This is a genomic window from Cryobacterium sp. TMT1-19 (assembly GCF_004403055.1).
GTDB lineage: Bacteria > Actinomycetota > Actinomycetes > Actinomycetales > Microbacteriaceae > Cryobacterium > Cryobacterium sandaracinum.
The window spans coordinates 96981-111564 of record NZ_SOHB01000067.1; the positions used below are offsets into that span (position 1 = coordinate 96981).

General features: G+C 62.5%; 12 protein-coding genes and 2 pseudogenes. 10 read left to right on the forward strand and 4 right to left on the reverse strand.

What is annotated here, in order from left to right; genetic code table 11:
- The first annotated feature begins 87 nt into the window (after nucleotides 1–87).
- Nucleotides 88–372 (forward strand): GNAT family N-acetyltransferase, encoded by a 285-nt coding sequence (locus E3T40_RS15515; protein WP_369828385.1) that lies wholly within the window; start codon nucleotides 88–90, stop codon nucleotides 370–372.
- Between the two features lie 130 nt (nucleotides 373–502).
- Here the strand turns inward: E3T40_RS15515 and E3T40_RS15520 are convergent, their stop codons facing one another.
- Complete coding sequence (locus E3T40_RS15520; protein WP_104195034.1) at nucleotides 503–991, reverse strand: MarR family winged helix-turn-helix transcriptional regulator; 489 nt, start codon at nucleotides 989–991, stop codon at nucleotides 503–505.
- 44 nt (nucleotides 992–1035) lie between these two features.
- Between E3T40_RS15520 and E3T40_RS15525 the strand changes: the two genes are divergently transcribed.
- Nucleotides 1036–1950 (forward strand): DMT family transporter, encoded by a 915-nt coding sequence (locus tag E3T40_RS15525; protein ID WP_233194152.1) that lies wholly within the window; start codon nucleotides 1036–1038, stop codon nucleotides 1948–1950.
- A 248-nt stretch (nucleotides 1951–2198) separates the two neighbouring features.
- Here the strand turns inward: E3T40_RS15525 and E3T40_RS15530 are convergent, their stop codons facing one another.
- A complete protein-coding gene (locus tag E3T40_RS15530; protein WP_104195036.1) occupies nucleotides 2199–2669 on the reverse strand; it encodes an N-acetyltransferase in 471 nt (156 codons plus the stop codon).
- Between the two features lie 198 nt (nucleotides 2670–2867).
- Between E3T40_RS15530 and E3T40_RS15535 the strand changes: the two genes are divergently transcribed.
- The 4 genes from E3T40_RS15535 (at nucleotide 2868) to E3T40_RS15550 (ending at nucleotide 6948) form a co-directional block, all read left to right on the forward strand.
- Nucleotides 2868–3377, forward strand: coding sequence for a GNAT family N-acetyltransferase (locus tag E3T40_RS15535; protein ID WP_104195037.1), 510 nt, complete (start codon nucleotides 2868–2870; stop codon nucleotides 3375–3377).
- A gap of 388 nt (nucleotides 3378–3765) precedes the next feature.
- Entirely contained in the window at nucleotides 3766–4047 is a 282-nt protein-coding gene (locus E3T40_RS15540) for a cell division protein CrgA (protein WP_233194154.1), read from the forward strand.
- Between the two features lie 247 nt (nucleotides 4048–4294).
- Nucleotides 4295–5149, forward strand: a complete 855-nt coding sequence (locus E3T40_RS15545) for a nuclease-related domain-containing protein (RefSeq protein ID WP_206750363.1) — start codon at nucleotides 4295–4297, stop codon at nucleotides 5147–5149.
- Nucleotides 5150–6336: 1187 nt separating this feature from the next.
- Nucleotides 6337–6948 carry a TetR/AcrR family transcriptional regulator gene (locus E3T40_RS15550; RefSeq protein ID WP_134544687.1) on the forward strand — a complete coding sequence of 204 codons (612 nt, stop codon included), beginning with the start codon at nucleotides 6337–6339 and terminating at the stop codon, nucleotides 6946–6948.
- A 333-nt stretch (nucleotides 6949–7281) separates the two neighbouring features.
- On the opposite strand, the gene E3T40_RS15555 is transcribed toward E3T40_RS15550, so the two are convergent.
- The gene (locus E3T40_RS15555; protein WP_134544690.1) at nucleotides 7282–8010 is read right to left on the reverse strand and encodes a hypothetical protein; all 729 of its coding nucleotides are present in this window, start codon (nucleotides 8008–8010) and stop codon (nucleotides 7282–7284) included.
- 1429 nt (nucleotides 8011–9439) lie between these two features.
- Here E3T40_RS15555 and E3T40_RS15560 point away from each other — a divergent pair.
- The 4 genes and pseudogenes from E3T40_RS15560 to E3T40_RS15575 all read left to right on the forward strand — a co-directional run.
- Nucleotides 9440–10024 carry a recombinase family protein gene (locus E3T40_RS15560; protein WP_104195042.1) on the forward strand — a complete coding sequence of 195 codons (585 nt, stop codon included), beginning with the start codon at nucleotides 9440–9442 and terminating at the stop codon, nucleotides 10022–10024.
- A gap of 347 nt (nucleotides 10025–10371) precedes the next feature.
- Nucleotides 10372–11672 (forward strand): annotated as a pseudogene (locus E3T40_RS15565) (ISL3 family transposase).
- Between the two features lie 202 nt (nucleotides 11673–11874).
- On the forward strand, nucleotides 11875–12654 hold the full coding sequence (locus E3T40_RS15570; RefSeq protein ID WP_233194155.1) for an alpha/beta fold hydrolase: 780 nt from the start codon (nucleotides 11875–11877) through the stop codon (nucleotides 12652–12654).
- A 200-nt stretch (nucleotides 12655–12854) separates the two neighbouring features.
- Nucleotides 12855–13202: pseudogene (locus E3T40_RS15575) on the forward strand (IS5 family transposase); the annotation flags it as partial.
- Between the two features lie 325 nt (nucleotides 13203–13527).
- Here the strand turns inward: E3T40_RS15575 and E3T40_RS15580 are convergent.
- The gene (locus tag E3T40_RS15580) at nucleotides 13528–14142 is read right to left on the reverse strand and encodes a recombinase family protein (protein ID WP_134544697.1); all 615 of its coding nucleotides are present in this window, start codon (nucleotides 14140–14142) and stop codon (nucleotides 13528–13530) included.
- Between the last annotated feature and the right edge of the window lie 442 nt (nucleotides 14143–14584).

Sequence of the window (14584 nt, forward strand, 5' to 3'; positions counted from 1 at the left end):
TCCACGCATGGTTGAGCGAAGAGGCCCACTGGGCGCAGGGGCGCCCGCGTCCAGGATGCTGCAATCGATGCATCCATCAACTTCGGCATGTTCGACTCAATCAGCGGACGGCAAGTAGCGTATGCCCGAGTCGTGACAGGCTCGGTGACTTTCGCTGGGCTCTGTGACGTTTTTGTTGATCCGAAAGTCCGCGGACACGGCGTCGGAGCTGCACTCATGAATAACATCTGTTCGATGCTCGACGACTTGAATTTGAAGCGCGTCATACTTTCGACCGGGGATGCTCACGGCCTCTACGAGAAGTTCGGCTTCGAGCCCCTCGCTCAGCCCGAGAAATGGATGGCACGGACGGCCCCCATTCCAGCGATCTGACCCGGAAGAGATCCCGTACGGGGTTCCCAAACGCCACTCCCCCGATATTTCGGAACCTCGGCGCATTGGCGCCGAATCTGCGTCTGTGGACGTCCGTCTTAGGGACTACGCGAAAGCGGGGTGGCGGTTGTTAGGAGCTGGCAGCTTCATGGATTCGTTGAAGAAGCACAGCGAGGTTCGCCTGCTCCTCGACGCTGAGTGCCGCGATGATCGCATGCTCGGTCTCGAGGTGGTCGGGCAATGCCGCCTCAATGAGTTCGCGTCCGGAATCGGTGAGCGCGACAAGCGTGCCGCGGCCGTCATTCGGATTTGCCTCCCGACTGACCAACCCGCGCGTTTCGAGCTTGTTCAGCCGCTGGGCGACCGCGCTCGTAGAAATCATCGCGTCACGCGCCAGCTCCACCGGAGCGATCCGATAGGGGGAACCACTTCGCAGCAGCGTGGCGAGCACATCAAATGATGCGGAGTCCAAAGCATGGCGAGCGAATGTCGTGGCTAGGCGCGATTCGACGGCGACTGCTGCTCGAGTCAACCGACCGATGACCGCCATCGGTGAAACATCGAGATCGGGTTTCTCGGAATGCCACTGCTCCAGGATTCGATCCACATGGTTTGCCATGCGCCCAGACTAGCAATTGCTAAGCACTTAGGTAATATGGCTAAGTGCTTAGCAATCGAGTTTTCCTGTTGATGACTACGGCCGTGGCCCCCGCATTGTGGGGAACCACATACCTGACGACCACGTTGTACTTGCCGGAGGACCGGCCGTTGCTCGCGGCAACGTTGCGCGCGCTTCCTGCCGGAGCCTTACTCCTGCTGCTGTGCCGCCAGCTGCCGCGCGGCGAATGGTGGTGGAAGTCCTGGGTACTCGGCGTCCTCAATATTGGCGCGTTCTTTGCGTTGCTCTTCGTTGCCGCCTACCGGCTCCCCGGCGGTGTGGCCGCCGTCATGGGCGCGCTTCAGCCTCTCGTCGTCGCGGTCTTGGCGACCCGTGTACTCAACGAGAACCTGACCTGGCGCGTGGCAGCGGCCGGCATGACCGGAGTGTTCGGCGTGTGTCTCATCGTGCTTCAGGCGCAAGCGCGCCTTGACACTATCGGCGTCCTGGCCGCCGTCGCCGGCACGCTATCCATGGCATCGGGGATCGTGCTTTCCAAGAAGTGGGGGCAGCCGGCACCCCCGCTGACCACAACCGCATGGCAACTCCTCACGGGAGGACTCACCCTTCTGGTCATCCTGCTGGTCATCGAGGGTCTCCCGACCGCGCCGCTGACAGCACAAAACATCATGGGGTACGCCTATCTGTCTGGGGTCGGAACCGCGTTCGCCTATGTCCTGTGGTTTCGCGGCGTCGCACGTCTTCCCGCGAGCACTCCAGCTTTCCTCGGCCTACTCAGCCCGGTGGTGGCCTTACTCCTCGGTTGGATGATCGGAGGCGAGGACCTCGCCCCACTGCAAATTGCAGGAATCTTCATCGTCCTGGTTTCGATCGCCGTTGCCCTTTCCAAAGCCACGAAACCTCGCCGCCTTGGGGGCAGAACCCGTGAAGGAACCCGCCGGTGCGACATGAGCTTGTGACGGTCATTCCTGCAGCGTGAGAGAGCAGGATGCGCGCGCTCACCGGTTTCCCTGGTGGTTTCCTGATCGACAATCTCCGTCTATCGCCTCGCTCCGACCGTGGATAACTCACTCCGCCGCAAACTTTATCCACCTCTCCCCCGGAAATCACCCGCGCTTCGGGAGCGCCCCCCAAAGGGTTCCACCTACGGGTGTCCATCTCGGCGCTGCCCTGCAGTGACGCCAACCAGCGATAGCGAAGAGAAGGCTCAGTCGAGCTTCTTGAGCATCTTCACCGAGGTTGTCTCGTAGCCGAGGGAATCGTAAAGTCGCCTGGCGCCGGTGTTGAATGCGAAGACGCTGAGGCCGAGAGAGCGCGCACCGTGGGAGCGTGCATATTCCTCGCCGAGCAGCATCGTTGTTCTCCCATGACCCTGGCCACGCTGGTCGGCGTTGATGAAAACGTCCCAGACCCACCACGCCCCCGGGTCGGTGGTGACATCCTGCCCGATCCACAGATATCCCACTGCCGTACCAACCTCGTTCGTGACGTGAAAGACCTCATTGCCGGGGCTCTGAGTGCCCTCCGGGAACGAACGCGCCATGCTCTCGACCGCGATGCGCCGAGCTTCCTCGTGTGATCGACCCTGGGCAAGTAAGTCACCGACGTACTCCGCGCTGCTTTGCTCAATCCACGTCGGGAAGTCGCTGGCGAGGATTCGTTGAAGGGTTACGGTCATCTCTCAATTCTTCCAGGCTGACCGTCGAGTTGCACCGACGGATTCCGAGGGCAGGGCGCGGACAGGCACGAGGGCATGAACTCTTGGGTGAGGCACTGGCCCAGATCTCTCGCGCTTAGCGCGTCCCCGTTGGGGCGAGATCCGCTCCACCAATGGCCCATGTGATCCGTCCAACGGCGCCTGTGCCATTCTCAGGAGATGGATTGGCCTCAACCTGAACCCGTCTGCTCTGAGCGGCTCCTGCTTGAACCACTCGCGGTGGACCATGCAGCTTCGATGGTCGACGTTCTGGCCGACCCGTCGCTATGCGAGTACACCGGCGGCGAAGCCCCGTCACCAGGCCTGCTCCACAGCAGATATGCCGCACAGACCGTGGGGCAGTCTGATGACGGTTCTCAATGGTGGCTGAACTGGATAGTCACCTACCGAGACACCGGTGAGCCAGCCGGTTTCGTGCAGGCAACCGTCGAGTGCGACGGTTCAACGCTCGTTGCTGAGATCGCCTGGGTCATTTCGCCGAGGCGCCAAGGCCAAGGCATAGCCTCAGAAGCTACCCAGATGATGATCGGATGGTTGCGAGCACACGAGGTTAACCGTTTCATCGCACATATCCATCCGGAGCACCGGGCCTCGATTGGCGTCGCTCGAAATCAAGCGCTACGTCCGACCTCCACCGAGAAAGACGGCGAGACACGGTGGGTGTCCTAACAAACGCCGAATGCCGATAGAACGCTCCGGAGAGGGTTCCCTCAGCGCGCACCGGCGCAGATCGAAACTGCGGCGGGGTCCATTGCCCGGCCTGGTCGGTGTAGTGGCGTCGGAGTCACGGACGGCACGGAAGCCGTCCCGCCTGACTTTGGTTGGGGGAAGCTGGGCCGCACGGCCCGAGAGCACGAGAGTCGAAGGCCGAATCGGAGCATCGGAACCGGGTTGCCCAGCCATGCGGTGCCCGGACTATGAAGGGTCGCAGGCGCTGTCTCTTCCCGCTCTGGTGGATTGACTCCAAATCGAGATGGGGCTGTGCGACTCCCATCCGGTCCTTGGCGTTTCGCTCGGTACTCTTGCTGATCAGCTGAACAAAATCTTGGGGGCCACAGTGTCAAATACCGCCATCGCACCGGACAAATCCACAGGGACGGGGCGCACGGTCACGGGTGCAATACTGCTCGTGCTTGCCATCCTGGGCGGGTTCTTGGGCTTCGCTTGGATAGTCATGTTCTACGTCTCCCAGGGCACTTTGCCGATCGCCGCCCTGGGATCGTGGAACCTCCTCGGGGGCGGCTTCTTCTTCGTCACGGGAATCCCGATGCTCATTGCGGGATTCTCCTTCTTGTCAGCGGTTCCCGGCAGCGGCGCCGGGCATAGGCAGACAGCATGAGCAACGCCTCACCGGCTGGCCGGATGACCTTGAACATCGCCGAAGGTCCAGACAAGGATCAATGCCTTCTTTGTGGCGACCCGAGCGAACGGCAGTAGTCATGGAATCCCAGGGGGGAGGGAACCAGACAGCAGACCAGGCGGCAGCAGACCAGACACCGGCACGCCCGCACACGACCGCAGCCGGGCGCAGAGCGGCGCCCCGGGTCATCCGGGACCTCCGGGGCAACGTCCCCGGGCAGGGCCTCATGATCGAGGTACTCCGCCGTCAAGCGCAATCCGGAGAGATCGTCCCCGAGACCGGCGCCGTGCTCTTGACAGACGCCGCTGTGCCGTGGCGGATCGGCGCGCTCGGAGAGATCCAGGTCGGCGCGCACCTCGCGCAGCTCGGCCCGGAATGGACCGTTCTGCACTCCGTTCCCGTCGGGAAGGGCGAGAGTGACATCGACCACGTCGTTATCAGCCAATCCGGGGTGTTCACCATCAACACGAAACGACACGCGGGCCAGAAAATCTGGGTCGCCGGGCGCGGGTTCATGGTCGGCAATCACAAGCAGCCGTACATTCGGAACGCCAGCCACGAAGCGAAACGCGCGGAGAAGATGCTCTCCCTGGCGACCGGGATGACGGTCCCCGTCTGCGGTGTCATCGCGCTCGTCGACCCGGCCAGCATCACCCGGAAGGCCCCGCCCGAGGGCGACGGTGTCGAACTGCGCATCATCGACTCCCGTGACCTCTGCGCCACCGTCAGCGGCCGCCCCGTCTTCAGCGTCCAACAGGTCGCCGTCATCGTCGCCGCGGCAGCGCAACCCGGGACGTGGCACGCGGGCCCACACTCCATCGAGGAACCCGCCGAGATCACCGCAGCATTCCACGCGCTCAGCGACCGCGTCGTGGACGAGGCAACGCCGCCCGTCATTCTGCGGCTGCGCACCACGGCCTCCCCTGCAACCACGCGCACCCGTCAGCCAACGGCGGTGAAGCCCCGCGCCGCCTGGCCCAGCAAGAGAGCCCAGAAGGCGAAGGAGAAGAGACAGGCCGAGATCATCAAGCTCGTCGCAGTCTGCGTCGGGCTGACCATTTGGTACGTCAGCACCCGCTAGGTGTAGCTCCCAGAGACCTTGTTTACGCGGTTGATGGGTGGAGTGTTTCCGATGCCGCTGTGGTGTTCTTCCACGATGCGAAGGCGCAGGTCGGGGCGGCATAATCCGCACCCACTATGCCCTCATCCGCGGCCGAACCCGGCGCACCGGCGCCCGCGGGGTCAGTGGCCGGCGAGCAAATGTGGGACCTGCTCGACGTGGCAGGGTAAGTCCGGGCACGTCGAGCCGCGGAGCGGAAGCGGGTTGTGGTCGAGGCAGAGGCTGTGGACAACGTCATCCAGATGTGGAAGTGGAGCGTACTCACGCCGGATTCAGCTGTCATCAGGAGCATCCCGCGTCGGCACGATCCTGCCGTGGCGGGGTGGACAGGTCGATTTGCGGCCCGAGGAGGCCGTTCATGCAGGGCATCGACAGCCGGACCGTAGCCAGGCGTAACCGCGCCGGCTGCTTCAAGGAGCCAAACGGTGATCGTGAACGAGGTGACACCGGTCACGTCATTGGCGAGCTCGAGGAGCGAAGGCATGACGCTTCCGTGCGGACTCCAACCACGTTCAGGCGACTCCTCCAGGTGGTCTCTTTTGGTGTCGAGTCGGTCTGATAGCTATTCATCGACACGCGGGCTCGCCCAGCCGGTATTTTGCCGATCCTTCGTACCCTTGACGACGGAGTCCCCCCACTCCACAAGGATTGGCCGCGGCAGATTCCTCACCTCCCCCAGGTGCAGCGACGCCGGGGCTTTTTCGCGGCTACGACGGAACTCGTTGGACGCTCAGCCGAGCAGGCGCGCAGCCGTTCGGCCCGCTCCTGGCCTGCACGCGGTCCAGTAAGCCGCCAGCTGCCGCCGCGCGAGGCGTGCCGCTCGAAGCGGCGGTGCAACTGCAGCGGTGCAGTCATCTGACGCCGTCTTCGCTCTGACCCGTGAAGCAGTCGGGTTGGCGACCCCAGTCAGAGATAAATCTGACTGGGGAAGCCATCGTCCCGGACCCCCCGGTATCCCCACATTGCATCGAGACGTTAATCTCGCCGGGACTTGTACGATCGTACAGTACTCTGGGGCGCGGGCTTTCGGGGGTGATGGCTACGCTTATACAGCACTGCTAGCGGATGTCCGTCCGGATGTGGCCTCGTTTACGGAGTCAACACCACAGCGGTCAGACTCGGACTTTGGTTAATCTCTGGAGGCACGATTGGCACGCAACGATTCTCGGCCGGCCGAGATGCGCGAGCGCATTCTGGCCGCCGCTGCGGTTGAATTCGCCGACCGTGGTTACGCAGGCGCTTCGATTGGCCTCATCGCCGATGCGGCAGCGACTGGAAAGGGCCAGGTTCAGTACCACTTCAGCGCCAAGTCGGATATCGCCCTAGACCTCATACGTTCCGCGTTCTCCCGAGCACCATTCGCCAACGTGCTCGACGATGCCCCGCCTATTCACGGGATGGAAGCGATCGTCGCCTCGATCCGGGGCGTGGCCGACGCCTTCCAAAACGACGTCCGCGTGCGGGCCGCAGTGCGACTGATGCGGGAGTACCAACTGATCCCAGCCACCCTGCCAACACCGTATGTCGGCTGGGTCGCGCGCATAGGGCTGCTACTCCGCGAGGCCGAGGCCGCCGAAGAGATACCTGCCGGCCTGGACCATGACCAGGAGGCGTGGCACCTGGTCGCGTACTTCTACGGCGTGCAGGAAATCTCCAATCGACTCACGGAACGCGCCGACCTCCCCGAACGAATCGAAGAAATGCTCACACGCGCCCTCAAAACACTCGGCGTAAAGCATCCCAACAGGTTCACACGGTAAGAGACACGCGCTCCTCCACTTCTGGGCATGTCGTACAAACGATGGGTTATGAGGCGCCTCGGTTATGAGGCACGTCAGCGTATTTGCGGCTCACATCTGAACGCACGATTCTTGCGTCATTCGCGAATCGCGCAGGTGTGGTAGTTCTCCTCCACCACGCCGTTGCGGTTGCCCGAATGGGCCGTCAGGCCAGGCCATTGACGTCGTGGCGCTTGGGGAACGCGGCAAACTTCGACGTCACGTCACTCGTCTCTGCCTCTAGTGGGGCGCTGCCGACACTGATGATCTCGGTCTCGCCTAGCAACACTCTCGGTGCGAGAGTATCTACCTGCCCTAGCCATTGGCGATAACGTCATTTGCGTTCTCAAGTGCGTTGTCGAAGAAATTCTTGGAATCTTCCAAAGCAAGTTGATTCTCGTTGATCGCGCGCAGCGCGTAGTCGACATGCACCGCATTGGCTGTCTTCACCCAGTCGGTAGTGCGTTTGCACTCGATGTCGACCAATGCCTGCTTCACTTCGGAATCGGAAGCGGGATTGATGGTACCGTCCTCGCCGAGTCCGCTTAACTTCTCGGGGCCACCGATCGGATCGATGCCGGTATAACCGCCTTTGGCCATGCACCTGGCCCACGCATTTTTCGCAGCAGCCAATTTCTCGTCCTGCATCGCAGCTCGCCACGCCTGAATGTGAAGATCTTGGCCAAGAGTTTCGGAATCGAGCGCGTTGCCCGATACATTCCCAGTCACTTTCAGCCGAGCATCGCCGAGGCATCCGCCAGCGGGAATTTCAATTCCCCCCAACGTACCGGGCGATTTCGACAGAACCTCGGGAGTCGGGGCCTCGCCATTGTCGACGCCGATCAGGACAAGATCAAAGTTGGGACCCGCAAGCGCGGCATTGGCGTTTGGAATGGCCGAATTGCCGGGCGCGGGCAAGTACCCGTACACCTTTGCCACCACAGGGTCCGTAATACCGTAGAGTCGCGCATCGGATACCAGGAAACTTTCGGCGTACTTGTCAAAATCCATTTCGGGCTTGAATTCGTAGCCAAACTGCGTCATGCACTCTTGAGTCAGAGCGGTTTCCGCTCGAGCCATTGCCACCATTACGGGTGGGTTCTGGGCGTACGCCAAGAGCGGGTCTGGCGTTGGTGGCGTAACTCCCGAGAATGCAAATGACGAAGGTGCTGGTTCGGTCTGTTGCGCGTCTGACGTGCACCCAGTGGTCGTCAGCGTCAGAGCTACGCCGAAGACCACAGCAGCACGCCTAAGGAATGGGCGATTCACTGGGTAGACCCACTTGAACTTACGGATGTTCATTGAATCCCAGTTTCTGTGGTAGTTCACCAAGAGCAGAATCAGCTCAGCTCTGAGTGTTCTCGAAGAGATATGTCAGGCATATGCCCCACACCGAAGAACCTAAGGCACACGATATCCACCGCCTACAGCCTCGCTAGAAGTGCACCCTGAACTGGGTACAAAGTGCGGACAACTGCAATGCCATTGGAACCGACTATTTTTGTCCGGGAGAACTACAGCGTCTCGTAACCCTAGGGATATGAGGTGTCTCACGACTCTCTCTTGTCGCCTTTGCAGATCTGTGACTTTCGGCGCTATGTGGCGGCGAAATGTGATCGCTATTTGGCGCATCTACCTGGTCGTCGGCGTTGGTTGAGTGTGACTTTTTGCGCTCTGTGGCGGCGTTCTTTGATCGCTATTTGGCGCACTGAGTTGTACACCCACGACGCTCCGGGGCGTCAGCGTCCTATAACCCAAGAGTGAAGTGCCCACTGTCGTGATGTTCCCCGCAAGAGGAACCTTCAACGAACGATTCGGTCTCGGTGGTCCAGCTTGCCGGCGAACGCGACGTGCTACCTCTACTCTTGCGGCATGTCGACACAGCCGCGCGGAGCAAAGCCTGGCCCTCGGTTCATGCGGCCTCATTTCAGCCGGAACAGTCTGCACCTCGTCTGGACGGTGCCCCTCGCCTTCGCTCCTGGATATGTGGCGGCTCGCTTGGTTGGCTTCGACCGGTGCGGGATTGACGGGTGCCTTGGTGACCCCGGTGGGTTTGCGTCACCGAGTGCGCCGGCCGCGGTAAACGTGGCGCTTGGTGCAGGGCTTCTCATGTTCGCGGCTTTGGCGCTCACGCCGTGGCTTCGACCGATCTGGCTGCGACTGAGCGTCGGCCTTGGAATCTCCGTCCTCCTGTCCGGTCTATGGATCTGGCTCACCCTCTTCGAAAGATGACATCATCTCTCAGAGTCGGTTGGCACGGGATGTCTCCAGGGCGCGATGCGCCGCTCGAGAGGTCGGGTCGGCCGCTACGCGCCACCTGGCCGAGCGCCCGCAAGCCGGACGGTCACCGGGACACCCGAACGCTCACGGAGCGCCGAAGGTGATCCGCATAGTTCCGGGAGCGTCCGATTCCCGTATGCCCCGCCCGAGAAAATGCCCGGTGAAGGGGGGCTAAACGGTACACTCCTGAAGCATGACCGGAATGCTTATCGGCTACGCACGCGTATCCACCAACGACCAAGACCTCACCGCCCAGAAGAACGCCCTCGCCGCCCTCGGAGTCTCACTCCAAAAGACGTTCACCGATCAAGGCCTCACCGGAACGAACCGGGCCCGGCCAGGTCTTCGCGAAGCGCTGGCCGCATGCCGGGCCGGCGACACCCTCGTCGTGACCAAGCTCGACCGGCTGGCACGTTCACTTCGCGATGCCAAAGACATTGTCGACGACCTCACCCTGCGTGAAGTGAAGCTCAGCATCGGCGGCTCCGTTCACGACCCCACCGACCCGGTCGGTAGACTCCTCTTCAACGTGCTCGCGATGGTCGCTGAATTCGAGGCCGACCTCATCCGAGCTCGCACCCGCGAAGGCATGCAAGTCGCCAAAGCGGCCGGCCGGCTCCGTGGCAAACAACCCAAACTGTCTCCGGCGCAGGAGAAGCACCTGGTCGAGGTCTACCAATGGGGCGAACACACGACCGCGCAGATCGCTGAACTCTTCAGCGTCGCCAGGTCCACGGTCTACCGGGCAATCAAGCGCGCCGGGGACACCGCCGCCTGAACGTGCGCCGTGCAGAGGAGCACGGAAAAGCCAGTGTTCACACTCGCCTGCACAACCCGGAGAACACCATGGACATTGGGTGGACGACTTCGGAAAATGACAGATCGACCCTCGGCGCTCTTCATCCGAGCGGGTGTCCCGGTCACCGTCCCTCTTGCGGATCGATGGGACTGCCTACCCAAGCTGCGATTGAGCACCATTTCGGATTACGGTCACATTTTTTAGGATCTCTGATTGAGGGCTCTTCGCAATTGAGGGTGTAGGAAGGTGGCGCGTCGGTCGCGGGGTAGGCGTCGAGGTCTTCCGATGATGGAAGTTCCTACGCTGTCCATCCGGACGACCTCGACGTGTTCAACGCTACCTTTGATGCCCCTGACCTGACCACGTTTTGCCGCCTTGATGAGCTCGGCCTCGAAGCGGTGGGGCAGCTCGTTGAGCCGGCTCGTGCGGTGCTGGTGTGTCGAGTGGTCGACACGGATGAGTGGTGCCGGCGGTGCGGGTGCCGAGGTGTAGCGAGAGACACGGTGGCTCGTCGGCTGGCGCACGAACCGATGGGCTGGCGTCCGACCACGCTGTTGGTCCGGGTACGCCGCTCCCGCTGCGGCGGGTGCGGGCATGTGTGGCGGCAGGACACCACGAAGGTCGCTGAACCGCGGGCGAAACTCTCCCGGCGGGGCCTGCGGTGGGCGCTGACGGGCATCGTGTGTCAGCATCTGACCGTCGCCCGGGTCGCTGAGGGCCTGGGCGTGGCCTGGAACACCGCGAACACCGCGGTCCTGGCGGAAGGCAAACGGGCCCTGATCGATGATCCGGGACGGTTTGACGGGGTGCGGGTGATCGGCGTGGACGAGCACGTCTGGCGGCATACCCGCCGGGGCGACAAGTACGTCACTGTGATCATTGACCTCACTCCGATCCGCGATGGGACGGGCCCGTCGCGGCTGCTGGACATGGTCCAGGGACGCTCCAAGGCAGTGTTCAGGACCTGGCTCGCCGACCGGCCTGGCGAGACGACGTGGAAGTCGTCGCGATGGACGGGTTCACCGGCTTCAAAACCGCCACCACCGAAGAACTACCCGGCGCCATGGCGGTCATGGACCCGTTCCACGTCGTGCGTCTGGCCGGGGACGCCCTTGACGGCTGCCGGCGCCGCGTCCAGCCGCCGTCCACGGGCATCGGGGGGGGCAAAGGCGACCCGCTCTACTCCGCCAGGCGCACCCTGCACACCGGCGCGGACCTGCTCACCGACAAACAGCAACAACGTTTGACCGACCTGTTCGCCACCGAAACGCACGTGCAGGTCGAAGCGACCTGGGGCATCTACCAGCGGATGATCAACGCCTACCGAGACGAGGACCGAATCAAGGGACGGGAGTCGATGGAGAAGCTCATCGAATCGGTCAGCCACGGCGTCCCGGCCGCCCTCACCGAGCTCGTCACCCTCGGACGCACCCTCAAGAAACGAGCCGCAGACGTCTTGGCGCACTTCGACCGGCCCGGCACCTCCAACGGGCCCACCGAGGCGATCCAATGCCGCCTCGAACACCTCCGCGGATCAGCCCTGAGATTCCGCAACCTCGCCAACTATGTCGCCCGCTCACTCCTGGAAACCGGAGGATTCAGGCTCCAACTACACCCTCAATTATGAAGAGCCGGTTACATCCTGGAATTCAGGGACCCCGACAACGTGGCGCTGGAACTCTTCGCCCCTGCCTGAGGCGTGTTCGACCTGAGATGTGTTTGATCCAAGACATGTTGGATGCGCTGCCTAACGGCGTATCGCTGTGCCGTCGGGCCTCTGGCCAGATAACCTCTGGCCAGATATGTTGCACTGCCCCTACAGTGAAGTCATGTTGCACTCAACCCGGCAAGGCTCCGGTAAGCCACTCCTCCTGATCCATGGGCTCGGTTCCAGTATTGGCAACTGGAACCCGGTAATCCCGGCGCTGGCCGCTGAACGCGATGTCATCGCCGTCGACCTCCCCGGTTGCGGCGAATCCGCGCCGCTGACCGGCGAAACCACCATTGCCACGCTGACCGATTCCGTCGAAGCCTTTATCCGCGACGCGGAACTGGGTGACCTTGATCTGGTAGGCAGCTCCATGGGCGCCCGGATGGTGATGGAAATGGCACGCCGAGGGCACGCTGGCACCACGGTCGCACTGGACCCTGGTGGATTCTGGAATGACCGCCAGGCAGCGATCTTTGGTGCAAGCATCAAGGCATCCGTCGCACTGGTGCGCCGCATCCAACCGGCGCTCCCCTTCCTCACGGGCAACCCTGTGGGCCGCACGGCCCTGTTGGCACAGTTCTCCGCCCACCCCTGGAAGCTGCCACAGGATCTGGTCCTGCACGAGCTTCGCGGGTTCAAGACATCGACCAGCCTGGACCCGGCCCTCAACGCGCTGATTCACGGACCCCGCCAGGAAGGCGCACCGGCCGGTTCACTCAAGGGCAAAGTGGTCATTGGATGGGGGCGGAAGGACAAGGTCACCGCTCCCAGTGAGGCGGCGCGGGCCACGGAGCTGTTCCCGGATGCAACGCTGCACTGGTTCGAAAACTGCGGTCACTTCCCGCACTGGGACCAACCAACGGAAGCGGCGCGCCTGATTCTCGATAGCACCGGCTGAGCTGCGGCTGAGCGCCCGGGCGGAGCCACCTACGGCTGAGTTGGCTTCAGAAAGGTGGAACCGGCGACGGCTGGGGATGATGCCCCGGTCTCGGGAGGCATCGACGTCGCCGGTTCCGAATTGGGGAACCGGCTTCACCTGGACCGTGACCGCTAGGGCGTGTCTCCCAATGATGGGCTGTTCATCGGCAGGATGGAGGAGTGAGCCCTCGTTACGCCGTGTTGTCGGATGCCCAGTGGAAGCAGATTGCCCCGTTGATGCCTGAATCGGCGGGGAAGTTGGGCCGTCCGTTCAAGGATCACCGTCTTATGACGGAGGGGATCATCTACCGGTATCGGGCCGGCATCCCGTGGCGGGACCTGCCGCCGCACTTCGGGCCGTGGCAGACGGTCTGGAAACGCCACCGCCGCTACAGTGCCGACGGGACCTGGGACAAGGCCCTTGCTTCGCTGCTGGCCCGGGCGGACGCCGCCGGGCTGATCAATTGGGAGGTGTCGGTGGATTCCACGGTCAACCGCGCCCACCAGCATGGCACCAACCTTTCCCGCGGGCGAGGCTCTTCTTGAAGGCCTCGAACCGCACCTGCTCTAGGTTGCTCACTTGGCCCCGCAACCGTTCCGCGACGACCTCCCTGTCGGTGACGAACGCCTCGACGCTCATATCTCCTCCGATCCCGGGCCGAAGCCTGCGAAGCTCGCCGATCGTGGCTGTCAGGGCCCGCCTCATCATCGCCTGGAAATCCCACAGCGTCTGGTCACCGTCAAAGAAGAAGATTGCCATAAGGCCATCAAAACAGACCCGTGCCTCCGGCAGGAACTATGTCGCCGAGTGTCCCGGTGAAGGTTCCCATCTGACAGTGACCAGGTCAGGCCACTACTTTTTCGAGAGGAGCTTCGCACCGTCCGACCGCAGCTCCCCCGCCGGTGAAACATGGCGGTACAGCGTCTGCCGAGTGATCCCGAGCTCCTTACACAGGTCGCTGACTTTCGTTTCCTTCTGCCCCATCGCGGCCATGGCAAGGCGCACCTTCGCTGGCGTCATCTTGAAGGGCCGCCCGCCCGTCCTCCCCCGTGCTCGCGCTGCGGCGAGCCCGGCGACAGTGCGCTCAGAGATGAGCGCCCGCTCGAACTCAGCGAGAGCCGCGAAGATTCCGAAGACGAGCTTGCCGGACGCGGTCGTGGTGTCGATCGCTGCGCCCTCTCCGGTGAGCACCTTGAGGCCGATACCGCGGTCGGTGAGGTCATGCACCGTATTGACCAAGTGGCGCAAATCTCGACCGAGACGGTCGAGCTTCCACACCAAGAGAGCGTCCCCCTCGCGGAGAGCTTTCAGGCAGGCCGCCAGCTGCGGACGATCGTCCTTCTTTCCGGAAGCACGGTCCTCATAGAGGTTGCCCTGATCGACGCCAGCCGCCAGGAGTGCGTCCCACTGCAGGTCAGTGCTCTGCGACCCGTCGGCCTTCGAAACCCGCATGTACCCGACGAGCATGCTGACCCCTGTCATTTATACGTTCGATTGCGCGACAGAGGCGGCTCACCCGCGAGGAAGACAGAAACTGTCACACAACCCGTCATCCAGCCTCCGTATCGCAAACAACGCAGAAACAGTCCAAAGTAACGGCTACAGGAGGGCCACCCATGTCACCTTCCGAACCCGGTATTGTGCGATCGCTTGATGACCCATTGAGCTGAGCTCGCAGACTCCACAGCGGCCCGAGTGTCTCGTATCCCATGTGTTTCGACACACTTAGGTTTCAAGACACCTCGGATACGAATCGGATTGCAACGTGCAAGATGCGCGACGCCAAAGGCCTCGAGCTTTCAAGAGGGACCGGTTGCGTCCAATAGCGTGGTGTAACCCCCGGCCCTGATGGGCGTGTTGCACCGATGTAAGGCGGCCACCGCGTGATTCTTGGAAAGACCGATCAAGT

Coding starts and splice junctions, on each gene's coding strand:
- E3T40_RS15555 (WP_134544690.1), bottom strand. CDS start 8,010: ATGACGCAGTTTGGCTACGAATTCAAGCCCGAAATGGATTTTGACAAG.
- E3T40_RS15545 (WP_206750363.1), top strand. CDS start 4,295: ATGATCGAGGTACTCCGCCGTCAAGCGCAATCCGGAGAGATCGTCCCC.
- E3T40_RS15520 (WP_104195034.1), bottom strand. CDS start 991: ATGGCAAACCATGTGGATCGAATCCTGGAGCAGTGGCATTCCGAGAAA.
- E3T40_RS15560 (WP_104195042.1), top strand. CDS start 9,440: ATGACCGGAATGCTTATCGGCTACGCACGCGTATCCACCAACGACCAA.
- E3T40_RS15530 (WP_104195036.1), bottom strand. CDS start 2,669: ATGACCGTAACCCTTCAACGAATCCTCGCCAGCGACTTCCCGACGTGG.
- E3T40_RS15515 (WP_369828385.1), top strand. CDS start 88: ATGTTCGACTCAATCAGCGGACGGCAAGTAGCGTATGCCCGAGTCGTG.
- E3T40_RS15570 (WP_233194155.1), top strand. CDS start 11,875: ATGTTGCACTCAACCCGGCAAGGCTCCGGTAAGCCACTCCTCCTGATC.
- E3T40_RS15535 (WP_104195037.1), top strand. CDS start 2,868: ATGGATTGGCCTCAACCTGAACCCGTCTGCTCTGAGCGGCTCCTGCTT.
- E3T40_RS15580 (WP_134544697.1), bottom strand. CDS start 14,142: ATGCTCGTCGGGTACATGCGGGTTTCGAAGGCCGACGGGTCGCAGAGC.